Origin of the sequence: Rhodococcus sp. NPDC077669 (assembly GCF_040686915.1) — a bacterium.
In the GTDB taxonomy this organism is placed as follows: domain Bacteria; phylum Actinomycetota; class Actinomycetes; order Mycobacteriales; family Mycobacteriaceae; genus Rhodococcoides; species Rhodococcoides fascians.
The window spans coordinates 40385-62971 of sequence record NZ_JBFBMD010000003.1; the positions used below are offsets into that span (position 1 = coordinate 40385).

The 22587-nt window shown below is 64.5% G+C and carries 15 protein-coding genes and 1 tRNA gene; 10 read left to right on the forward strand and 6 right to left on the reverse strand.

Annotated elements, in window-relative coordinates; all coding sequences use genetic code 11:
* Positions 1 to 314 precede the first annotated feature (314 nt).
* The 5 genes from lysX to AB0P23_RS04670 all read left to right on the forward strand — a co-directional run bounded on the left by lysX (position 315) and on the right by AB0P23_RS04670 (position 6801).
* On the forward strand, positions 315 to 3548 hold the full coding sequence (lysX, locus tag AB0P23_RS04650) for a bifunctional lysylphosphatidylglycerol synthetase/lysine--tRNA ligase LysX (RefSeq protein WP_308051298.1): 3234 nt from the start codon (positions 315 to 317) through the stop codon (positions 3546 to 3548).
* A gap of 109 nt (positions 3549 to 3657) precedes the next feature.
* Complete coding sequence (locus tag AB0P23_RS04655; RefSeq protein ID WP_179273856.1) at positions 3658 to 4554, forward strand: alpha/beta hydrolase; 897 nt, start codon at positions 3658 to 3660, stop codon at positions 4552 to 4554.
* Between the two features lie 100 nt (positions 4555 to 4654).
* Positions 4655 to 5659, forward strand: a complete 1005-nt coding sequence (locus AB0P23_RS04660; RefSeq protein WP_206498830.1) for a beta-ketoacyl-ACP synthase III — start codon at positions 4655 to 4657, stop codon at positions 5657 to 5659.
* A 219-nt stretch (positions 5660 to 5878) separates the two neighbouring features.
* Complete coding sequence (locus AB0P23_RS04665) at positions 5879 to 6280, forward strand: TIGR03618 family F420-dependent PPOX class oxidoreductase (protein ID WP_206498831.1); 402 nt, start codon at positions 5879 to 5881, stop codon at positions 6278 to 6280.
* Between the two features lie 50 nt (positions 6281 to 6330).
* Positions 6331 to 6801, forward strand: coding sequence for a DUF4190 domain-containing protein (locus AB0P23_RS04670; protein ID WP_287453547.1), 471 nt, complete (start codon positions 6331 to 6333; stop codon positions 6799 to 6801).
* On the opposite strand, the gene AB0P23_RS04675 is transcribed toward AB0P23_RS04670, so the two are convergent.
* Complete coding sequence (locus tag AB0P23_RS04675; protein WP_287453545.1) at positions 6787 to 8019, reverse strand: MFS transporter; 1233 nt, start codon at positions 8017 to 8019, stop codon at positions 6787 to 6789. The two genes, AB0P23_RS04670 and AB0P23_RS04675, sit on opposite strands and share 15 nt — an antisense overlap.
* Before the next feature lie 82 nt (positions 8020 to 8101).
* On the opposite strand from AB0P23_RS04675, the gene AB0P23_RS04680 reads away from it, so the two are divergent.
* From AB0P23_RS04680 to AB0P23_RS04690, 3 genes are all read left to right on the forward strand, one after another.
* Positions 8102 to 9013 carry a LysR family transcriptional regulator gene (locus tag AB0P23_RS04680; protein WP_283541666.1) on the forward strand — a complete coding sequence of 304 codons (912 nt, stop codon included), beginning with the start codon at positions 8102 to 8104 and terminating at the stop codon, positions 9011 to 9013.
* Positions 9014 to 9017: 4 nt separating this feature from the next.
* The gene (locus AB0P23_RS04685; RefSeq protein WP_287453544.1) at positions 9018 to 9632 is read left to right on the forward strand and encodes a histidine phosphatase family protein; all 615 of its coding nucleotides are present in this window, start codon (positions 9018 to 9020) and stop codon (positions 9630 to 9632) included.
* A gap of 96 nt (positions 9633 to 9728) precedes the next feature.
* Complete coding sequence (locus tag AB0P23_RS04690) at positions 9729 to 11225, forward strand: phage infection protein (RefSeq protein WP_363796919.1); 1497 nt, start codon at positions 9729 to 9731, stop codon at positions 11223 to 11225.
* On the opposite strand, the gene AB0P23_RS04695 is transcribed toward AB0P23_RS04690, so the two are convergent.
* Entirely contained in the window at positions 11160 to 11453 is a 294-nt protein-coding gene (locus AB0P23_RS04695) for a putative quinol monooxygenase (RefSeq protein ID WP_032367959.1), read from the reverse strand. The two genes, AB0P23_RS04690 and AB0P23_RS04695, sit on opposite strands and share 66 nt — an antisense overlap.
* A 102-nt stretch (positions 11454 to 11555) precedes the next feature.
* Between AB0P23_RS04695 and AB0P23_RS04700 the strand changes: the two genes are divergently transcribed.
* Positions 11556 to 13082, forward strand: coding sequence for an MFS transporter (locus tag AB0P23_RS04700; RefSeq protein WP_206498833.1), 1527 nt, complete (start codon positions 11556 to 11558; stop codon positions 13080 to 13082).
* On the opposite strand, the gene AB0P23_RS04705 is transcribed toward AB0P23_RS04700, so the two are convergent.
* The 4 genes from AB0P23_RS04705 to AB0P23_RS04720 form a co-directional block, all read right to left on the reverse strand.
* Positions 13083 to 13985, reverse strand: coding sequence for a cutinase family protein (locus AB0P23_RS04705; RefSeq protein WP_032385265.1), 903 nt, complete (start codon positions 13983 to 13985; stop codon positions 13083 to 13085). It lies immediately after the preceding gene.
* A 227-nt stretch (positions 13986 to 14212) separates the two neighbouring features.
* Entirely contained in the window at positions 14213 to 15664 is a 1452-nt protein-coding gene (locus AB0P23_RS04710; RefSeq protein ID WP_027494974.1) for a glutamate synthase subunit beta, read from the reverse strand.
* Positions 15657 to 20246, reverse strand: coding sequence for a glutamate synthase large subunit (gene gltB, locus AB0P23_RS04715; protein ID WP_222063349.1), 4590 nt, complete (start codon positions 20244 to 20246; stop codon positions 15657 to 15659). Before gltB ends, AB0P23_RS04710 begins: the two co-directional genes overlap by 8 nt.
* 424 nt (positions 20247 to 20670) lie before the next feature.
* Positions 20671 to 20756 (reverse strand) — tRNA-Leu (locus tag AB0P23_RS04720).
* A 207-nt stretch (positions 20757 to 20963) separates the two neighbouring features.
* Here AB0P23_RS04720 and AB0P23_RS04725 point away from each other — a divergent pair.
* The gene (locus AB0P23_RS04725) at positions 20964 to 22433 is read left to right on the forward strand and encodes a DUF3662 and FHA domain-containing protein (RefSeq protein ID WP_094621750.1); all 1470 of its coding nucleotides are present in this window, start codon (positions 20964 to 20966) and stop codon (positions 22431 to 22433) included.
* Positions 22434 to 22587 lie beyond the last annotated feature (154 nt).

Below are 22587 nucleotides of genomic sequence, written 5' to 3' on the forward strand. Positions count from 1 at the left end.
ACAACCGAATGCCTGTGGACAAACGCATACAGAAAGGGTGGCCCACACTCTGACTCGAGCAAGGCCAGGCGCGCTCTCGTGACCGGACGCGAGTCCACTCAATGTGCCATTGACTGCCGGAAAGGCCACCAAATGTCACATTGAGTGGACGGCGGGGCGGCAACAGGCAACCCACCCACCTCAGCGGGGATACCGTCTATCTTGCAACTCGTGCGTTCTTATTTCGGGAGTGAGACATGACGGCGACAGCAGTTCCCTCGGATCGGTCGGGTACCACGGCACCACGGTCGTTTTCGCCGCCGCAGCGCGGTCGGTTGAGTGAGGTTCCGCATATCGCGGGGCTGGTGCTCGGTGTGTTCGCGGCGGCGTTGTTTCTGTGGAGTCTGTCGCCCACTTTGCGGTATCTGGTTCATGCGCCGCGGGAGTATGTCGACACGTATTACTTCGATGCTCCGGATACGAGTTTGTCGTGGGCGTTGGTTGTCGGGTTGTTGGCGGCGGCGTTGGCGAGTCGGAAGCGTATTGCGTGGTGGTTGCTGACGATCTATTTGGTGTTGTTGGCGATCACGAATGTCGCGGAGGGCATCGAGGACAAGAACGTCAGTTCGTGGATTGCGTTGGCGGTTCATGTCGTCGTGACGGGTCTGTTGATCGCGTCGCGCAAGGAGTTCTACACGCGGGTTCGGCGCGGTGCGGTGTGGAAGGCGCTCGGGGTGCTCGTGCTGGGAGCGGCCGTCGGCACGATTGTCGGGTGGGCGTTGGTGGCGTTGTTCCCGGGTTCGTTGCCGGAGGGTCAGACGTTCCTGTGGGCGTTCAACAGGGTGACGGCGTTGGCGACGGTGGACAACGAGCAGTTCGACGGTAGGCCGAACGGTTTCGTCAATACGGCGTTGGGACTGTTCGGAGCGCTGGCGTTGCTCGGTGCCGTGGTCACGTTGTTTCGGTCGCAACGGTCGAGCAATGCGTTGACCGGGCGCGACGAGTCGGCTCTGCGCGGCCTGCTCGACAAGTGGGGTGCCGACGATTCCCTCGGCTACTTCGCGACCCGCCGCGACAAGGGCGTCATCTTCGCCACCAGCGGCAAGGCGGCGGTGACGTATCGCGTCGAGGTCGGGGTGTGTCTGGCCAGTGGTGACCCGATCGGCAACCCCGAGGCGTGGCCACATGCGATATCCGAATGGCTCGACCTGGCCGAGAAGTACGGTTGGACCCCAGCTGTCATGGGGGCCAGCGAGATCGGGGCCACGGCCTACAAGCGGGCCGGCCTGAGTGTTCTCGAACTCGGCGACGAAGCAATCCTGAAAACCAAAGATTTCAACCTCAATGGACGCGAGATGCGTCCCGTGCGTCAGGCCGTCAACCGGTCTCGCAAAGCGGGTGTCGTGGTCACCGTGCGTCGTCATCGCGATATTTCGGCCGAGGAGATGGACGAGATCATTGCCTGCGCGGATGCGTGGCGCGATACCGAGACCGAGCGTGGTTTCTCGATGGCGCTGGGCCGGTTGGGCGATCCGCTCGACGGCGATTGTCTTCTGGTGCAGGCGGTTCAGGGCGAGAAGATCGTCGGTGTTCTGTCGCTGGTGCCGTGGGGTCGGACCGGCGCGTCGTTGGACCTGATGCGCCGCGATCCGGCGTCGCCGAACGGTGTCATCGAGTTGATGGTGACCGAACTTGCCACCGGCGCAGATCATTTCGGTGTCAGCAAGATTTCGCTGAACTTCGCGGTGTTCCGTGCTGCGTTCGAGGAGGGTAGTCGGATCGGGGCCGGTCCGGTCCTGCGAATCTGGCGCAGCGTATTGGTGTTCTTCTCGCGCTGGTGGCAGCTCGAGGCGCTGTATCGCTCGAATGTGAAGTACTTGCCGGAATGGGAGCCGCGCTACCTGTGCTTCGCCGACAATCGGGTGCTGCCGAAGGTCGGTGTCGCGTCGGCCATCGCCGAAGGCTTCTTGACTCTGCCGACCTTTCGGCGCGCCTCGAAGCACACCGGGTCCCACGTCGCGGTGCCGGCAGCGTTGGTCGACGCCGAGGACATTCATCCCGACGGCAGCGGACCCGAGACTCCCGCAGACGACACCGTGCCCGGCCGCAAACGTCCCGACCAGGTACGCGTGCGCATGGCCAAACTCGATCGTCTCGAAAGTGACGGCATCGAGGGCTATCCCGTCGCCTATCCCCCGACACACACCGTCGGTGAAGCGGCGGCTTCGCCCCAGGGCACGACGGTCCGAATTGCGGGTCGAATACTGCGCATTCGCGACTACGGCGGCGTGTCGTTCGCCGTCATCCGGGACTGGTCGGCCGATATTCAGGTGCTGTTCGACCGCGAACGCGTCGGCGACAGAATCGAGGAATTCGATGCCGACTTCGACCTGGGTGACCTCATCGAAGTCAGTGGCACCATCGGATACAGCAGGCGTGGTGAGCTGTCGCTGCTCGCCACCGAGTGGCGAATGAACGCCAAATGCCTGCACCCTCTACCCGACAAGTACCGCGGTCTGACCGATCCGGAAGCGCGAGTACGGCAGCGGTACGTGGACCTGGCGATCAACCGCGATGCGCGCGCGTTGATGATCGCACGCTCGAATGTGGTGAAGTCGCTTCGTGATTCACTGAGCGATCGCGGCTACATGGAGGTCGAGACACCGATCCTGCAGCAGGTACACGGCGGTGCGAACGCTGCCCCGTTCGTCACCCACATCAATGCCTACAACCTGGATCTGTACCTGCGCATCGCACCGGAGCTCTATCTCAAGCGGCTGTGCGTCGGCGGCATGGAGAAGGTCTTCGAGATCGGGCGAGTGTTCCGCAACGAGGGAGCGGACTTCAAGCACAATCCGGAGTTCACGATCCTCGAGGCGTACGAGGCACACAGTGACTACGAGCGCGCAATGGTGTTGTGCCGCGAACTGATTCAGCGTGCAGCCGTGGCAGCGCACGGCCGCGAAATCATTCTGCGTCCCGACGGCCCGGACGGCGAGATGATCGAGATCGACATCTCCGGGGAATGGCCCGTCAAGACACTGCACGGTGCCGTCGCCGAAAAATTGGGTGTTCCCGTCGAGCCGTCGACGCCCCTGGGCGAGCTGCAGCGGCTGTGCGACGAGAACGCCATCCCCTACGAGAAGTCGTGGGACGCGGGTGCCGTCGCCCAGGGCATGTACGAGCACCTGGTGGAGGACTACACCGAATTCCCCACCTTCTACAAGGACTTCCCGACGTCGATGTCGCCGTTGACGAGACCGCATCGGAGCATCCCCGGCGTCGCCGAAAAGTGGGACCTGGTGGCGTGGGGGGTCGAACTGGGCACGGCCTACAGCGAGCTGACCGATCCCGTCGATCAACGTCGACGCCTCACCGAGCAGTCGTTGCTGGCTGCGGGTGGCGACGAAGAAGCGATGAGCTTGGACGAGGACTTCCTGCAGGCGCTCGAGCACGGGATGCCCCCGACCGGCGGCCTCGGAATGGGCGTCGACCGCGTCGTCATGCTCATCACCGGCGGCAGCATTCGCGAGACACTCGCATTTCCGCTGGCCAAACCGCGACAATGACGGTCTTCCCGAGGCGATCCTCCACGGGAAAGTTGCAAAACGGGGCGAATGGTGGAAACTGGAGGCTTAAACAAACTTCGAGTAGGCAATGCATGGTGGGGACGAAAACATGGATCACGGGAATCGAACCGAGCGCGAGGCATTGTTTCCCGTGAAACATCCTCCCGGGCGGTACATCGAAGTGGACGGCCAACGTCTGCATCTGTTCGTCCGGGGAACCGGCCCCACGATCGTTCTCTGCGGCGGCCTGGGCAGTAACTGGTTCGACTGGAACGACACCGTCGATATCTTGAGCGCCCGACATCATGTCGTGGTTCTCGACCGCCCCGGCTTCGGACTCAGCGACCCTCTGCCCGATGGCGCCACTCCCACCGTCCGCGGCGAGGCCGACAGGATCGTCGGCGTCCTCGACGCGCTCGGTGTCACCGAGCCGGCCGTCGTCGCGGGTCACTCGATTGCCGGCTTCTACGCAGAAGCGGTGGCCCGGCTGTACCCGTCGCGCATACGTGGTGTTCTTCTCCTGGACTCGAGCGCCGAGTCCGACCCCCGCCGCATCCTTCCGGCGGCTCTGCGAGTGCGCGCAGCGCATTCCCTGTCGACGCTACTGAGCCGCACGGGCCTTCAGCGGCTCGTCGGCCCGCGCGTCCGACCGATACTCAACCAGGCGACGCCGCCCGACGGCACACCGAAGGACGTCGTCGACTGGGTCGACGACATCTACCGCAGGCCCACCTATCTCACGGCTGCACTCGTCGAAGATGTCGTCTACCCGGACCTCGCGGCCGAATTGAACCGACTTCGGAAACGATTGCCCCTCGTCGTTCCCGTTATCGTCGCGGCCGCCCACACCGGACGCCCGTCCCCGTGGGGACGCAGATGGATCAAAACCCAGCGCAAGCTGGCCACATACTTGCGAGCCGATTTCACCGTCGTCATACCCGCCCATCACCACGCCATGATCGACAAACCCGCCGAGGTTGCGGCGCTCATCACCGAACTGGTGTGAACCTCTCCCGTCGACGCACGTAACGTGTGTCGACGAGCCCGTAGCCCAAGACCCGAGCCGAAGCTCGGCGATGGCGCGGTAGCACGAGAGGAAATTGAAGATGGTTGCGATCAGCACAACGCAAGGTCGACAGTCGAAGATGCTCGGTCTGGGCGTTCACCGCCCCGAACGAATAGTCACCAACGATGAGATCTGCGAGTTCATCGACTCCAGCGACGAGTGGATTCAGACGCGATCCGGCATCAAGAACCGCCGATTCGCCGACCCCGAAGAAAACGTCGTCCAGATGTCGATCTCGGCAGGCCGAAAAGCACTCGAAGCCAGCGGCATCTCCGCCGAGCAGGTCGACACCGTCATCGTCGCGACCTCCACACACCTCGAACTGACACCCCAAGCAGCCGCCAAGGTTGCCCACGGACTCGGCACCAAAGGACCGGCTGCATTCGACATCTGCGCCGGATGCGCAGGCTTCTGCTACGCACTCGCCGTCGCATCGGACCTGGTCAAGGCAGGAACCTCGCAGTACGTCCTCGTCATCGGAGCCGAGCAGCTCAGCGTCACCACCGACCAGTACGACCGCACCACCCGCTTCATCTTCGCCGACGGCGCCGGAGCCGTCGTCGTCGGACAGAGCGACGAAACCGAAATCGGACCCGCCGTATGGGGATCCGACGGGTCGCAGTCCGACGCCATCGTGCAGACCACGGACTGGTACGAGTACATCACGACAGCCAACATGGAACGACCCTGGATCAGGATGAACGGAATCTCCGTCTTCCGCTGGGCTGCATTCGAGATGGGCAAGGCCGCGCAGAAGGTACTCGACGTCGCCGGCATCAAAACCGACGAACTGCACGCCTTCATCCCTCACCAGGCCAACAGCCGCATCACCGATCTGCTTGCGAAGAGTCTCAACCTGGACGAAGGCACCGCCGTCGCCAACGACATCGCCGAAACCGGCAACACCTCGGCTGCGTCCATCCCCCTGGCAATGGAAGAACTACTGCGCACCGGCAAAGCGAAAGCCGGAGACACCGCACTCCTGCTCGCCTTCGGTGCAGGACTGTCCTACGCCGGACAGGTCGTCAAACTCCCGAAGCTGTAATCACTCCACCTGTCCGCAGCCCACACCCACCCGCAGTCCACCTGTCCGCAGTCCACTCGATGTGACATTCAGTGGCCTTTTCGGCAGTCAATGTCACGTTGAGTGGACTCGGGCCGGGTGGGGTGGGTGCGGGTGGACTTGGGTGCGGGTGGACTCGGGCCGGGTGGGCGGTCCGCCGAGGGTCTGGCCGAGTCAGCTCTCGGGTCGTAGTGTTGGTTCATGCCCAAGCCTCCGTTGCCCGTTGATGCTGTCGAGTTGCTGAAGAAGGCGAATCCCGCTGTCATGGCGGTGGTTCGTACCGATGGAACTCCGATCACCGCGCCCACGTGGTATTTGTGGGAGGACGGGAAGATCGTGCTCAATTTCGATGCCTCGCGTAAGCGGCTGGAGCACATTCGGGCGAATCCGAAGGTCTCGATTTCGGTGATGGACGAGGCCAGTTGGTATACGCATGTGACGGTGCACGGTTCGATCGAACTGCAGGACGACCCGGATCTGGTGGATATCGATCGCATCGCGACGCATTACACCGGCGAGCGGTATCCGGTTCGCGATCAGCCGCGCGTGACCGGTTACGTGACCGTCGACGCGTATGTGGGCTGGGGCAAGGTCGGTTCGTAGACGTCGCGTTGCCGCTTGCGACGGCCCAATTCAGGTGCAAGACTCCCGCAATGGTCAATCCGCAGGGTGAAGGTAGCGACGCGTTCGAGAAGGACGAGCCGTACGGGGGTCAGCAGTATCCGCCGTATCAGGACCCGAACACGAGCTACCAGAACCCGCAGCACGGACAACCTCAATACCAAAATCCTCAATACCCGAACCCTCAGTACGGACAACCCCAATACGGTCAGGCCCCGTATGTCGGAGCGGGTTTTCGGCCGGCACCCGCGACGAACACGTTGGCGATCGTGTCGCTCGTGTTGGCGGTGTTGGGTCTGACGTTCATCCCGCTGATCGCGTCGGTGTGTGCGGTGGTGTGTGGCCACGTTGCGAAGGGCCAGATCAAGCGCACCGGCGAGGGCGGGTCAGGATTCGCGACGGCAGGTCTGATCGTCGGCTACGTGTCGATCGCCCTGTTCGTCCTCGTCGTGGCTGCTATTTTCATCTTCGCGATAGCAGCCTCGAATTCATCCACGTATTGAGTTCGGTTGCTGCGCCAGTCGGCCGTTCATCGCTGCGGCCCACAGGCCGGCGATGACTGCCAACGCAATGACGAACAGCGCCAAGGCATTCCATCCGAGTGACTGAAAGACCACTCCGCCGAGCCAGCCCACGACGGACGATCCTCCGTAGTAGAACAGGTTGTACAGCGATGTCGCCTGCGCCCGTCCGTGGACGGCTCGCTGGCCGGTCCATCCCGACGCGATGGCGTGGGCGGCGAAGAATCCCATCGTGAAGATCACCAGCCCGGTGAGGATCACGGCCAGGTTCGACGCCATCGTCAGTGCGACTCCGACGATCATGGTGGCGGTCGATCCGGCGAGGACGATCGATCGGCCGTGCTTCGTCGCCAACTTACCCGCCACTCGCGAGGACACCGTGCCGCTGAGGTAGGCCACGAAGATCAAGCTGATCAGAGACTGTGGAAGACCGAAAGGCGCTGCCTCGAGCCGGAATCCGAGGAAGTTGTAGATCGCCACGAACCCTCCCATCAATAGGAACCCCTGGCCGTACAGCGCCAGCATCCCCGGCTCTCGGAGATTCACCCACAACCGACCGGGTAGTTCGCGAATTCGGCTGTGCACGAGGGTCGTTCGCGGCCGCGGTGCCAACCACACGAACAGTCCCGCTGCCAGCGCCGCGATGACCGACACGGTAAGGGTTCCGATTCGCCAATTGGTCTGTTCTGCAACGGGTCCCGAAACTATTCGCCCCAGCAGACCACCGAGCGTCGTACCGGACACGTAGGTTGCCGCTGCCAGCGCGGTGTGATTGCGGTGCACCTCCTCGCTGAGATAGGCGATCGCAATGGCCGGAAGTCCGCCCAGCGCACCACCTTCGAGGAATCGCAGGACCAGCAGCACCTCGAGCGAAGGCGACAGAGGCACCAGCAAACCCAGTGTCGTCGCGACGAGTATCGAGGCGGTCATCGCTCGAACGCGTCCGATTCGGTCGGCCGCGACCGACCACGGAATGACCGACACCGCGACGCCGACGGTCGCCAGGCCGACGGCGAGCGAGGACTGCGACGGGGTGATGTCGAGACTGGACGCGATCAGCGGCAGAATCCCCTGTACCGAGTAGAGCTGCGCGAACGTCGCCACTCCGGCGAACAGCAGCGCCAACACGAGACGCCGGTACTCGATCGATCCCTTGGGATGCCCCTCCCACTCCAGGACCTCGGGCTGCGTCGTAGTCATGTCAAAGACGTTAGAAGCGCTCACGGTATACGTCCAATGCATGAGAGACCGACGATCGATACGTCAGCGATATGCTTCACCCATGCGCCGCGAGACCACCGAGCTGCTACCACTTCTGCCGACCCTGGTCGCGGTGGCGGACACCGAGCACATCACCGACGCCGCCCACGTCCTGGGAGTCCCACAACCCACCGTCAGTCGGCAGGTCGCCCGCGCGTCGGCGATCCTCGGCGTCGACATCGTGGAACGACGGGGCCGCGGCATCGTGCTGACCAGTACCGGCCGCGTCCTCATCCCGTATCTTCAACGAGCCCTGAGCGACATCGACGCCGGTATCGACGCCATGACCGAGCACGACGCCCGAGCGCGTGGCCGAATAGCCGTCGCGTTCCAGAACACACTCGGTGAGGACGTCGTGCCCGCACTGATCCGGCACTTTCGCGTCGACCATCCCGCGGTGACGTTCGATCTCGACCAAGGCGCACGTGCACGCTGCCTGGATCGCCTCGCAGATCGCGCGTCCGACCTGGCGTTCGTGTCTTTGAGCGCCGAACACACCGACACGAATTCCTTCCAGCTGTACGACGAGCGGCTGATGCTGGTGGTCCCCGAACATCACCGTCTCGCGTCGCGGAAGACGGTCGATCTCGTCGATACCGCCGACGAGAACTACATCGCCATGGGCCACGGATACGGAATGCGCTCGATCTGTAACGAGCTGTGGGCCGATGCCGGATTCAGCCCGCGCATCGCGTTCGAGGGACAGGACACCCATACCGTGCGCGGACTCGTCGGCGCCGGCCTCGGCATCGCCATCCTGCCGCGGATCCGTGCACACGGCGCCGAGGGTGGAACGGTCGACGTGGGACTCACCCAACCCGCTGCGCGCAGGCGAATCGGCATGGTGTGGGAGCCGGGGACGGACATGCCCCGCCAGGTGGCGGCCTTCCGCTCGATGGTGCAACGCAGTGGACGCACACTCGTGATTAGGTGAGTCGATGCAACTGGTTCTGGTACGGCACGCCCTTCCGCGACGATCGGAGTCCTCGGCCGATCCCGATCTCGACGAACTGGGCGTCGAACAATCCCGCAGAGTGCCCGATGCGCTGGCACGCTTCACGGTGTCTCGAGTCGTGTCGAGTTCGCAGCAACGCGCGATCCGGACCGCGCAGCCACTCGCCGAACGGCTCGGTCTCGAGATCACGACCGACGACCGTCTGACCGAGTACGACCGGGACTTCGGCGGCTACGTTCCGATCGAGGCCGCGAAGACCGAATTTCGCGACGCCTACGACCGCATCAAGGCCGGTCACCTACCCGAGCAGGTCGACGAACAGGCCTTTCGCACGCGAGTTCTCGCCGGAGTGGCCGATATCGTCTCGACCGCCGCGCACTCCGACACCGTTGTCCTCTTCGCTCACGGCGGCGTCGTCAACATGCTGTTGCAAGACATTCTGCAGACCCCGAAAGTGCTCGGATTTCCCATCGACTACTGCTCGGTGACGCGTGTGCTCTTCTCCCGCAGCGGTGCCCGATCGGTCTCGTCGGTCAACGAGACCGCCCATGTGTGGGACCTGTTGCCGCGCAACCGACAATCCACAGAGACCTCTTAAAGTCCCTGGTAGAGGTGCAGAACGGCCGCTGTGGATCGCTCCGAGTGGTCGGTGCGGCCGGCGGTGGCAGTTAGCCTCGAAGTCATCATGGGTGAAATGCGTATCTTCCGACGTCCTGCCGTTGCTCTCGTCGCACTGGCGTTCCCTCTGGTGGCTGTGGGTGCGTTCGCACTCGGCACCGGCTACGACCTGGGCGGAGAATCGACCACGACGACCGCCGTTGTCGCAGACACTCAGCAGGCCCCGGCCGAGGCACAGCAGACGGCCGATCCGCTGTCCAAGGCCAGGAGCAGCCTCAACAGCGCCTCGCTCCCGATCACCTTTCTCTCCAGCGGCATCGGTCAGCTGACCGAAGGCGGAACGCAGCTCAACGACGGCGTCGGCCAACTTGCCGACGGCATCACCCAGGCTCACGACGGAACCATCCAGCTCGCCGACGGGTTCGGCCAGTACCGCGACGGCATCGGCCAGCTCGGTGACGGCGCATCGCAGATCAGCGGGGGTGTCGACCAGGTCGTCGACCAGCTCGCCGGATTCGGAGCTCTGCAGGCCGACTTCACGGCAAAGCTCGCCGCCACGGCAGACACGGTCGATCGCTTCCCGCATCCGGGATCCGACGCGATTTCCGGCGAGATCCGCGGAGTGATCGACAACCTCAACACTCAGGCGTTCGGTCCCGATACGCTCGCTCAACTGCAGACCCTCAAGGGTGGTGCTCAGCAGCTGTCGACCGAACTGAACGACCCCAACAGTCAGTTCCTCGGTGCCACCGCGCAGCTCGGCGACGCAACCGTGCAGTTGCGTGACGGACTCGGCCAGCTCGACGACGGCGGGCAGCAACTCAAGGCCGGCACCGATCAGCTCGTGACGTCGGTGAAACCCGTCGAGGGGATCGTCAACGGCATCGCCACCAATGTGCGCGACGCCTCCGCCGCCCTCCCGACAAAGGCGGCCGCCACGACCGATGACGCCACCTCCGACCAGAACATTGCAGCGACGGCGACGAGCACCGGTACCGGTGCCACCCCGTATCTGATCGCCGCCCTCGTGGCACTCGGAGCTCTCGGCTGCGTCAGCCTCGTGCGGGTCCTGGGCAGGGACACCAAGCCGCGGTGGCTCGCCGTCGGAGCGGCCGTCGCCGCAGTGGGTGTCAGCGCGGCCGTCGCATTCGCCTTCGCCACCGACGCCGCCCTCGGACCGGTGATCGGAGCCGGCGCGTTCCTCATCGTGTCGGCCGCGGCTTATCTCGCCACCGCAGGTGCCATTCAACGAGTGCTCGGTGCTGTGGCGGGCCAGATCGTCAACGTCGTCGCCCTCGTGGTGCAGGTCGTCGTCTGCGGCTTCGCGTACGCATCGACGGCACCGATCTGGGGAGACGTCGCAGCCTTCATGCCGATGAGCTACACCGCCGCCGGTGCCCGCATCATCGCGTCGGGAGAGATGAGCGGGACCGGGTGGCTGGCGATCGGTGCCACGGTGGCGCTGCTTGCCGTCTCGGCACTCGTGTACGTCAGCGCGCGGGCAGGCTCAACCGACGGGCCGGAGCGGGTGGATGGCGGGCGGGGCCGCGAGATGGGCACCGAATTCGCTTAGCGCCTGCTGCAGGTGCGGGGTTTGCATGTGGCCGTCGAGGTCCTCCTGCGATTTCCATACCTCGATGGTGATGAAGGTGCCGGGCTCGACCGCCGACTCGAACAACTTGTAGGAGACGTTGCCGCTCTCCTTGCGTGACTCGGCGACCAGAGCCACGAGCCCGTCGCGCACGGTGTCGATTGCGTCCGGCTTGGCGGTGATCGTCGCGACTACCTCGAGATCGTTGATCATGCGGAATCGGTTCCTTCGTTCGGCGAGACACACTCTTCCTCACCGAACGTACTCCCGACCCACCTAAGGTGAGGTGTCCACGCGGGAAGGGAAGAAGCAGTGAATCAGACGGCAACCGAGGATCGCGCCACGAAGAAGGAATGGCTCGGCCTCGCGGTACTGGTGGTGCCGATCCTCGTGGTCTCCATGGACATGTCGGTGCTGTATCTCGCACTGCCCTTCATGACGGCCGATCTCGAACCCACCAGCAACCAGACCCTGTGGATCCTCGACATCTACGGATTTCTGCTGGCCGGTCTGCTGATCACCATGGGCTCGCTCGGCGACCGTATCGGACGGCGGACCCTGCTGATGGTCGGCGCGGTGGTCTTCGGCGCGGCATCGCTCGCCGCGACGTTCTCCACGTCCCCCGAGATGCTGCTCGTCGCACGTGCTCTGCTCGGAGTGGGCGGAGCCACCATCGCGCCGAGCACACTGTCGTTGATCCGCAACATGTTTCACGACCCTGCGCAGCGCAAGGAAGCGATCGGCCTGTGGACCGCCGGTTTCGCAGGCGGCGCAGCCGTGGGCCCGGTTGTCGGAGGCGTTTTGCTGGAACACTTCTGGTGGGGTTCGGTCTTCCTGATCAACATCCCCATCATGGTCGTGCTCTTCGTTGCGGCCCCGCTACTGGTCCCCGAGTTCAAGGACAGCGACCCCGGAAAGTTCGACCCGATCAGCGTGATCCTCGCGATCTCGTCGATGCTCTCGATCGTGTTCGCCATCAAGCACGGGGCCCAGGACGGTATCGACGCCACGACGTTCACCACCGCGATCCTCGGCCTGGCACTCGGCTTCGTGTTCGTCATCCGGCAACGCAAGGCATCGAACCCGCTCATCGACGTGACGCTCTTCGCCGAACGTGCTTTCAGCGCTGCAGTCGTCGTGCAATTTCTGGTCATCTTCTCCATGACCGGCTTCAGCCTGTTCGCCTCCCAGTACCTGCAGCTGGTTCTCGGACTCGGACCACTCCGCGCCGGACTGTGGTTGCTGATTCCCGCTGCCGCAGCGGCGGCCGGTGCCGTCACCGCACCGACGATGAGCAAGGTGATCCCCACCGGCACCATCATTTCGGCGGGCCTGCTGTCCATCGTCTTCGGCTGCGTCGCACTGATATTCGTGCAATCCGACTCCGGCCTGCCGCTGCTGCTGACCGGAATGGCCCTGGTCACGTTCGGGATCGGAGCAGCATCGACTCTGAACTCCGACATCGTGCTGACCGCTGCGGCCCCCGAAAAGGCCGGGGCTGCATCGGCATTGTCGGAAACCGGGGCCGAGCTCGGCGGTGCCGTCGGCATCGCGATTCTCGGCACCATCGGCAGCACCGTCTATCGACACCGCATGGAGGACGCCATCCCGGCGGGCACACCGGCCGAGATCGCCGATCCGGCCCGCGAAACCATCGGCGGCGCAATAGCCGTGGCCGACTATCTGCCGGAGCCGTTCGCATCGCAGTTGACCGATGTCGCGCACTCGTCCTTCATCGACGGCTTCAACCTCGCCGCCGGTACGAGCGCCGTGCTGATGTTCGTCAGTGCCGTGGTCGTGTTCCTGCTGCTCCGTCGGGTTCCTGCTAGTACGTCGTAGTCAGACCGCGTCGGCGAGGTAACGCGCCAACCACCGCGTCGCCGACACTCCGTCTCCGACGTCGTAGGTCTGATATTCCTGGTGGATGCCCGAGCGGTAGAAGGCCTCGATCTCTCGCTGACGCTGGGCATTGGCCTGATCCGACAGCTGCCCCTGCAGTACGGGTAATCCACCGGACGCAGCAAGGTCGGCGATCAACGATTGTGCTTCCTGGGTGTACTGATCTGCGACGTCGGGCGCAGGGTTGGACGACACGGCGAGGAAGCCCGCGAGTCGCGCCACGTAGTCGTCCTTGGGCGTCGAGCAATACAGATCGCCGACGGCGCAGAACGTGCGCACCACCGGACTGACGTAGCCGAATCCGCCGACCCTGGGTCCACCGACGCCGGTACCCACAACAGGGGGACCGACCAGGGCGTCGGTATCCGACCGCTTCGGGTCGGAGACGAGCCCGACCGCCACCACCTTGTCGGCCGGAACCACCCCGAGACCGGTTCCGATGGACGCGGCGAGATCACCGGCCGCGTCCGCTCCCTGGCTGTAGCCGATGATGCCCAGTTTCGTTGCGCCGCAGCGATCCGCCATCGCCTTCAGCATGCCGCCTGCGTTGGTGACGGCAGCAGCACGAGACTGCCCGTACACCTCGCCCTCCCACGGGAACGCGGTGGCGGGATACGAGACGTACTCGGTGCGGATGTCCCCGCCGAGACGATCGGTGACGTCGGTCAGCATCCCCGGCTTCGGCGCAGCACCGGAGCTGGTCTCCCACGTTCCCGGAATCGCGACGACGTACATCGAGGGACAACCGCCGGGATCGGCGACGGCGGGTGACGCCCCGACGATTAGACCGGACGCAACAGCTGCAGCGACGCCGACACCGGCGCAGAATTTCTTGACACTCATGGGGAGGGGGCCTCACTGGGTGATCGAACGCTTCTTGTGTTCGATCACCACAATGACAGCGGCCTGTGACCATCCGATGCCCACATGGTTAACGGACGTAACCGTGCGTCACACAGTTCGCCGCCACCCGTCGGGATCGGTCGCCGCCCGTCGGGATCAATGCGGCTTTCAGTCGCTCAGAGTGCAACAAAGGGACATTGATCCCGACGGGACGGGCGGAAAACTACCTACCGCTGCGGCGCCTGGGTGGGCACGATCGGCGACGGCAGCGCGGTTGCTCCCTGCAGGAAGGTGTCGACGGCGGCCGCGCAGGAGCGGCCCTCGGCAATGGCCCACACGATGAGCGACTGGCCGCGGCCCATGTCTCCGGCGACGAAGACGCCGGGCACGTTGGTGACCCACTCGTTGGTGCGTTCGACGTTTCCGCGCTGGTTGAAGTCGACGCCCAGGTCGGTCAGCAGACCGCCCTTGTCGGGTCCGACGAAGCCCATGGCGAGGAGCACGAGATCGGCTTCGAGGGTGAACTCGCTGCCTTCGATCTTCTCGAACTTGCCGGCCTTGAATTCGACCTCGCAGGCTTCGAGTGCGGTGACCTTGCCGTTCTCACCGACGAAACGCTCGGTGTTGACGGAGAAGACGCGCTCGCCCCCTTCCTCGTGTGCGGACGCGACGCGGTACATCAGCGGGTACGTCGGCCACGGGGTGGAGGTGGCACGCTCCTCGGGCGGACGCGCCATGATCTCGAACTGGTGGACGCTTTCGGCGCCCTGACGGTGCGAGGTGCCCAGGCAGTCGGCCCCGGTGTCGCCGCCGCCGATGATGACGACCTTCTTGCCCTCGGCACTGACCGGCGGCTGCTCGAAGTCGCCCTGCTGGACGCGGTTGGCGTGCGGCAGGAACTCCATGGCCTGGTAGATGCCGTCGAGCTCGCGGCCCTCGATGGGCAGGTCGCGCCAGGCGGTGGCACCGCCGGAGAGGACGACGGCGTCGAACTGCTCACGCAGTTCGTCGGCCGAGATGTCCACGCCCACATCGACACCCGTGCGGAAGACGGTGCCCTCGGCCTCCATCTGCGCGAGCCGACGATCGATGTGGCGCTTCTCCATCTTGAACTCGGGAATGCCGTAGCGCAGCAATCCGCCGATGCGATCGGCACGCTCGAACACCGTGACGGTGTGGCCGGCGCGGGTGAGCTGCTGCGCTGCAGCAAGTCCCGCGGGTCCGGAGCCGACGACGGCGACGGTCTTACCGGTCAGGTGCGTCGGGTAGACCGGCGTGACCCAGCCTTCCTCGAAGGCCTTGTCGATGATCTCGACCTCGACCTGCTTGATGGTCACCGGATCCTGGTTGATACCCAGGACACACGCCGCCTCGCACGGAGCGGGGCACAACCGTCCGGTGAATTCCGGAAAGTTGTTGGTGGCGTGCAGGCGATCGATGCTGTCGCGCCAGCGATCCTTGAACACCAGGTCGTTCCACTCGGGAATCAGGTTCCCGAGGGGACAACCGTTGTGGCAGAACGGAATGCCACAGTCCATGCATCGGCTGGCCTGGGTGCGCAGAGTGTCCTTCGAGAAGTCCTCGTAGACCTCTTTCCAGTCCATCAGGCGCAGATCGACGGGCCGCCGCTTGGGTACTTCGCGAACCGTGTTCTTCAAAAATCCCTGTGGGTCACCCACGAGCTGCCTCCATGATCGCTTCGTCCACGTCCGCGCCGTTCTTCTCGGCTTCGGAGATGGCCAGCAGTACCTTCTTGTAGTCGCGAGGCATGACCTTCACGAAATGGTTCACCTGCTGTGACCAATCCGCGAGGATCCGCTCGGCCACCTCGGAGCCGGTCTGCTCCTGGTGACGAGTGACGATGTCCTTCAACCAGGTGAATTCGTCGCCCTCGAGCTCGTCGATGTCGACCAGCTCGGTGTTGAGGTTGGCCTCGAACGTCTTGTTCGGATCGAAGATGAACGCGACGCCGCCGGACATGCCGGCACCGAAGTTTCGTCCCGTCGTGCCGAGGATGACGACCTTGCCGCCGGTCATGTACTCGCAGCCGTGATCGCCGACGCCTTCGACGACAGCAACGGCACCGGAGTTACGAACCGCGAACCGCTCGCCGACGACGCCGCGGATCAGGGCTTCACCGCTGGTGGCACCGAACAGGAACACGTTGCCGCCGATGATGTTGTCCTCGGCCACGAAGCCCTTCGGAGCGTTCAGCGACGGTCGCAGCACGAGATGTCCACCGGACAGGCCCTTGCCGACGAAGTCGTTGGCGTCTCCGTTGAGGCGCAACGTCATACCGGAGGGCACGAACGCACCGAAACTGTTGCCGGCCGAGCCGGTGAACGTGATCTCGATGGTGTCGTCCGGGAGGCCGACGCCGCCGTAGGCCTTGGTCACCTCGTGTCCGAGCATCGTGCCGACGGTGCGGTTGACGTTGGTGATCTTGGACTCGAACGCGACCTTCTCGCCCTTGTCCAACGCATTGCGGCTGGCCGAAATCAGCTGCTGATCGAGGGCCTTGTCGAGACCGTGATCCTGAACGCCTGTGTTGTACAGGTTCTGGTTCATGAACGCCGATTCGACCTCTTCGAGGATCGGCGACAGATCGAGCTTCGACGCCTTCCAGTGCTCCTTGGCCGCGGTCGTGTCGAGCAGACCGACCTGGCCGACGGCTTCGTCGAGCGTGCGGAAGCCGAGCTCGGCCATGAGCTCACGTACCTCTTCGGCGATGAACATGAAGAAGTTCTCGACGAACTCGGGCTTGCCCGCAAAACGCTTGCGCAGCAACGGGTTCTGTGTCGCAACACCGACGGGGCAGGTATCGAGGTGGCAGACGCGCATCATGATGCAGCCCGACACGACGAGCGGAGCGGTGGCGAAACCGAACTCCTCGCCGCCGAGCAGAGCAGCGACCATGACGTCGCGGCCGGTCTTGAGCTGGCCGTCCACCTGCACGACGATGCGATCGCGAAGACCGTTGAGCAGCAACGTCTGCTGGGTCTCGGCCAAGCCGAGCTCCCACGGTCCACCTGCGTGCTTGACCGACGTCAGCGGCGTCGCGCCGGTGCCGCCGTCGTGGCCCGAGATGAGCACCACGTCCGCGTGCGCCTTGGACACACCCGCCGCAACGGTGCCGACTCCGACCTCGGAGACCAGCTTGACGTGAATACGAGCCGACGGGTTCGCGTTCTTCAGGTCGTGGATCAGCTGCGCCAGATCCTCGATCGAGTAGATGTCGTGGTGCGGCGGCGGCGAGATCAGACCGACACCCGGCGTGGAGTGCCGAACCTCGGCGACCCACGGGTACACCTTGTGAGCCGGAAGCTGGCCGCCCTCACCGGGCTTGGCTCCCTGCGCCATCTTGATCTGGATGTCGGTGCAGTTCGTCAAGTAGTGCGAGGTGACGCCGAAACGTCCCGACGCGACCTGCTTGATGGCACTGCGTCGCCAATCGCCGTTCTCGTCCGGCTCGAAGCGCGAGACGTCCTCGCCGCCCTCACCGGAATTCGAGCGTCCGCCGAGACGGTTCATCGCGATGGCGAGGGTCTCGTGTGCCTCGGCCGAGATGGAGCCGTAGCTCATCGCGCCCGTGGAGAAACGCTTGACGATCTCGCTTGCCGGCTCGACCTCGTCGATCGAAATAGCCTGTCGCTCTTCGGTCTTGAAGCGGAACAGACCGCGCAGCGACGCGAGCCGCTCGGACTGGTCGTCGACCATCTTCGTGTATTCCTTGAAGATGTCGTACTGACCGGTGCGGGTGGAGTGCTGCAGCTTGAAGACGGTGTCGGGGTTGAAGAGGTGGTACTCCCCTTCCCGACGCCACTGGTACTCGCCGCCCGTCTCGAGCTCACGGTGTGCGCGTTCCTGACGGTTGTCGAGGTACGCGACGCCATGTCGCGCTGCGACGTCGTCGGCGACCTGATCGAGATCGATACCGCCGAGGTGGCTGTTGAGCCCGGTGAAGTACTCGTCGACCAGTTCCTGCGACAGGCCGATGACCTGGAACAGCTGGGCTCCGGTGTACGACGCGAGAGTCGAGATGCCCATCTTGGACATCACCTTCAGCACGCCCTTGCCTGCGGCCTTGATGTAGTTGCCGACGGCCTTGTCGAACTCGATGCCGGTGAGGGCGCCGCGCTCGATCATGTCCTCGATCGACTCGAAGGCCATGTACGGATTGACCGCTGCCGCACCGAATCCGATGAGCAGAGCCATGTGGTGGACCTCGCGGGCATCACCGGCTTCGATGATCAGACCGACCTTGGTGCGGGTCTTCTCACGGACGAGATGGTGGTGCACTGCCGAGGTGAGGAGCAACGACGGGATCGGAGCGAGCTTCTCACTGGACTCTCGATCGGAGAGCACGATGATGCGCGCTCCGCCCGAGATGGCAGCGGAAACCTGAGCGCGGATGGCCTCCAACGCCTTTCGGAGACCCTCACCGCCCTCGGCAACCGGGTACAGGCCACGCACGACCACCGAGCGCAGCTCTTCCTGCGTGCCCTCGTCGTTGATGTGGACGAGCTTGGCGAGGTCGTCGTTGTGCAGGATCGGCTGGGGCAGCACGATCTGCTTGCAGCCGTCGGCACCCGGGTTGAGCAGATCGCCCTCGGGACCGATGGTGCCGCCGAGACTGGTGACGATCTCTTCACGGATCGCGTCGAGCGGCGGGTTGGTGACCTGGGCGAACAGCTGCGAGAAGTAGTCGAACAACATCCGCGGACGTGCCGACAGCACGGCGATCGGGGTATCGGTACCCATCGAACCGATGGCCTCGGCACCGGACTTCGCCATCGGCGAGACCAGCACGTTCAGTTCCTCGGTGGTGTATCCGAAGATCTGCTGGCGAATCAGCACGCGATCGTGCGGCATGTGCACGTGCGGCCGCTCGGGCAGATCGTCGATCGACGTCAGGCCCTCGTCGAGCCACTGCTGGTACGGGTGCTCGGCGGCGAGTTCGTCCTTGATCTCGTCGTCGGAGACGATGCGGCCCTGTGCGGTGTCCACCAGGAACATCCGGCCCGGCTGCAGACGCACCTTGCGGACGACCTTGGACGGGTCGATGTCCAGCACGCCGACCTCGGAAGCCATGACGACCAAGCCGTCGTCGGTGACCCACAGGCGGCTGGGGCGAAGACCGTTGCGGTCCAGAACTGCGCCGATGACGGTGCCGTCGGTGAAGCACACCGAGGCCGGTCCGTCCCAGGGCTCCATCAACGAGGAGTGGTACTTGTAGAACGCCCGACGCGCGGGGTCCATGGATTCGTGCCGCTCCCAGGCCTCGGGAATCATCATCAGCACGGCATGCGGCAGGCTGCGGCCGCCGAGGTGCAGCAGTTCGAGCACCTCGTCGAAACGTGCTGTGTCACTGGCTCCGTGGGTGACGACGGGGAAGATCTTCTCGAGCGCTTCCGAGCCACCGAATACGTCGGAGGTGATGAGGGCCTCGCGGGCGCGCATCCAGTTCTCGTTGCCGGTCGCGGTGTTGATCTCACCGTTGTGTGCGACCCGGCGGAACGGGTGGGCCAACGGCCACGACGGGAACGTGTTGGTCGAGAAACGCGAATGCACAAGTCCCAGTGCACTTTCGACGCGCTCGTCCTGCAGGTCGAGGTAGAAGCCCTTGAGCTGGGGCGTGGTCAGCATGCCCTTGTAGACGAACGTCTGCGAGGACAGCGACGGGAAGTACACGGTCTCGCGACCGGGGCCGTCCTTGCCTGCGCCCTCTTCACCCAACTCGTGTTCGACGCGCTTGCGAATGACGAAGGCACGACGCTCGAGTTCGAGGTCGGTGATCGCCGCGTCGGGAGCGGAGAAGAACAACTGACGGAACGTCGGCATCGCGTCGCGCGCCAACGCGCCCAAGGAGGAGTCGTCGGTGGGGACCTCACGCCATCCGAGGACGGTCATGCCTTCGCTCTCGACGATGCGCTCGACACCCTCGCACGCGCGTGCGGCGTCGCTGCGGCCCTGCGGCAGGAATGCGACACCTGTTGCGTAGGCACCGGGTGCGGGGAGCTCGAAATCTACGACGGCGCGGAAGAACGCGTCCGGTACCTGGATCAGAATGCCCGCACCGTCGCCGGTGTTCGGTTCGGAGCCCGCGGCACCGCGGTGCTCGAGGTTGACCAGTGCGGTGATCGCCTTCTCGACGATGTCGCGACTGCGGCGACCGTGCATGTCCACCACGAATGCGACACCACAGGAGTCGTGTTCGTTGACGGGATCGTAGAGGCCTTGCGGGCCCGGAGTGTGCTTCATACCTAGCCTTCGGATAAGTCCAGCCTTGAAACTCGTCGGCGACGGTGTGGTGTAACCGGCTGCTCGAACGGCCTGCGGTGCGTCCTCGCCGTTGAAGCAGCACCTGTCGATCTTCCACGCTTTCCTCTGCACGGGCGGGTGGGCTCGTGGTAGAAAAGTGAAGGTCTCGACGGATCAGGCCGTGGTGAGGCCGATCCAATTACGAACGATAAGTCAGTACCAGGGTGCTCTCGCAAATAAGGTAAGCCTACTTCGGGCTCTCACCTGCGATTTTCCACCGAATCGACGGGGTCCGGAATCTGGCTCTGCATCGACACGTCGACATCGTTGTCGAACTACACGAATGTAAGGCATCACCCGCGCTCACGCGCCGGGGTTCGAAGAAACTACTGGCCGCAGCGATCGAGATCAGCTGCGGCCAGTGTGGTGGGCGGAGGGGGACTTGAACCCCCACGTCCCGAAGGACACTGGCACCTGAAGCCAGCGCGTCTGCCATTCCGCCACCCGCCCGGGTGACGGCGAGAACACTAACACGCACCCCGCCGTGCTCGAAAATCGCCGCCTCGAGCTGCCCTGAGCAACCGGCGGCACAGCGTTGCTGTCGGCCGCACCGTATATCATGCTTGCAGCGCGACTTCGTGATGACACGCGGCCGTCGCACCGTTGTAGGCAACAGGCACCACAGGGTGGAAGAACACAGTGAGAGGAGGGGTCACGATGGGCATCGTTCAGCGTTTCGAACGCAAGCTGCAGAGCGCTGTCGGCGACGTCTTCGCCCGCGTGTTCGGCGGCGGCGTCGTACCGGCCGAAGTCGAGGCGGCGCTGCAACAGGAGGCGTCCGATCTCGTTCGCCCCTTGGACGGCGGTCATTACCTGGCACCCAACAACTACGTGATCACGATCAACAGCTCGGATCACGAGGAACTTGCCGGTGATCGCGAGCTCACGGTCAAGGCTTTCTCGCGTCACCTGGACGATTACATCCGTGATCAGGGGTGGCAGACCTACGGTGACGTGGTGGTTCGCTTCGAACCGTCGCCCACCCTTCACACCGGACAGTTCCGGGCCAGTGGCTCGGTCGATCCCGATGTGGGACGATCGGCGATTGCTGCGCAGAACAGCTCTGTTCAGCAGAACGCGTCGGCACAGCCAGCCCGTCCCGTCCCTTCAGCCACGCAGCGACCGACTGCCCCACCGATGTCGATACCAGGAGCCGGCCACATGACGCAGAACCCAGGCTACGACCCGCAGCGCGACCCCGCGGACGGACATCGTCCGGATCCGCGCGCACGCAACGGATACGCCGGTGGCCAGGATCCCCGCTACGCGGCGCGTGAGCAGAACGGATACGACGCGCAGGGTTATGCGCCCGCCGATCGAGATCAGCGCTACGACCAGCAGCCGTACAACGCCCAGGGCTACGAGAACCAGGGCTACGACGAGCAGCCGTACGCCCAGCACGGCCAGGCCTACAGCGCCGCCGGCGGCCAGGAGCAGGGATACGACCAGGCCTACGGAGCACCCAACGGTCAGGAGCAGGGTTACGACGCCCAGGGCTACGACCGAGCGGGCTACAACGCCCAGGGTTACGACGCGCAGGGCTACAACGCCCAGGGTTACGACGCGCAGGGCTACAACGGTGCCGGTTACGACTACAACGGTGGCGAGCAGGGCGGTGCTTACAGCGAGGCTCCCTATCAGGAGCAGGCGTACGGCGAGCCCGCCGGCCGCTATGCCGAGCCGCAGGGTGCCGGTTACCCACAGCAGGGCTACCAGCAGCCCGCCTACGACTACCCGCCCGCCCAAGCGCCCTACGGCCGCGGCTACCCCCAGGGTGCCGGTGATCGCGGGGACGGCTACGGCTACGACCAGCCGGCGTCCTACGCAGGTCAGTCCCAGGCGCTCGCCGCGACCCTTCAGCTCGAGGACGGCAGCGGCCGCTACTTCCAGCTCCGGGACGGACAGAACATCATCGGGCGCGGCCAGGACGCCCAGTTCCGCCTCCCCGACACCGGGGTGTCACGCCGACACATCGAGATTCGCTGGGACGGCCGAGTGGCCATGCTGTCCGATCTGGGATCCACCAACGGAACCACCGTCAACGGTGCACCCGTCCAGGATTGGCAACTGGCCGACGGCGACGTGATCCGCGCCGGTCACTCCGAGATTCTGGTCCGGATCGTCTGATCACCGGAGTGGCCCGGCCGACCGAGATGTTCGTCTCCTCGACTCGCAGGTTCGCCCACCCGTATGTCGTCCACACGAGCGACTGCACCCTATGATGCTGCGAGACAACCATGTCTGTCGCGCCGCCGCGTCGGATTGTGGGGGATGCAGGTCC

Bases quoted from the DNA above. Each gene is read 5' to 3' on its own strand.
- AB0P23_RS04655 (WP_179273856.1), top strand. From the start codon at position 3,658: ATGGATCACGGGAATCGAACCGAGCGCGAGGCATTGTTTCCCGTGAAA.
- AB0P23_RS04660 (WP_206498830.1), top strand. From the start codon at position 4,655: ATGGTTGCGATCAGCACAACGCAAGGTCGACAGTCGAAGATGCTCGGT.
- AB0P23_RS04665 (WP_206498831.1), top strand. From the start codon at position 5,879: ATGCCCAAGCCTCCGTTGCCCGTTGATGCTGTCGAGTTGCTGAAGAAG.
- AB0P23_RS04670 (WP_287453547.1), top strand. From the start codon at position 6,331: ATGGTCAATCCGCAGGGTGAAGGTAGCGACGCGTTCGAGAAGGACGAG.
- AB0P23_RS04675 (WP_287453545.1), bottom strand. From the start codon at position 8,019: ATGACTACGACGCAGCCCGAGGTCCTGGAGTGGGAGGGGCATCCCAAG.
- AB0P23_RS04680 (WP_283541666.1), top strand. From the start codon at position 8,102: ATGCGCCGCGAGACCACCGAGCTGCTACCACTTCTGCCGACCCTGGTC.
- AB0P23_RS04685 (WP_287453544.1), top strand. From the start codon at position 9,018: ATGCAACTGGTTCTGGTACGGCACGCCCTTCCGCGACGATCGGAGTCC.
- AB0P23_RS04690 (WP_363796919.1), top strand. From the start codon at position 9,729: ATGCGTATCTTCCGACGTCCTGCCGTTGCTCTCGTCGCACTGGCGTTC.
- AB0P23_RS04705 (WP_032385265.1), bottom strand. From the start codon at position 13,985: ATGAGTGTCAAGAAATTCTGCGCCGGTGTCGGCGTCGCTGCAGCTGTT.
- gltB (WP_222063349.1), bottom strand. From the start codon at position 20,246: ATGAAGCACACTCCGGGCCCGCAAGGCCTCTACGATCCCGTCAACGAA.
- AB0P23_RS04725 (WP_094621750.1), top strand. From the start codon at position 20,964: ATGGGCATCGTTCAGCGTTTCGAACGCAAGCTGCAGAGCGCTGTCGGC.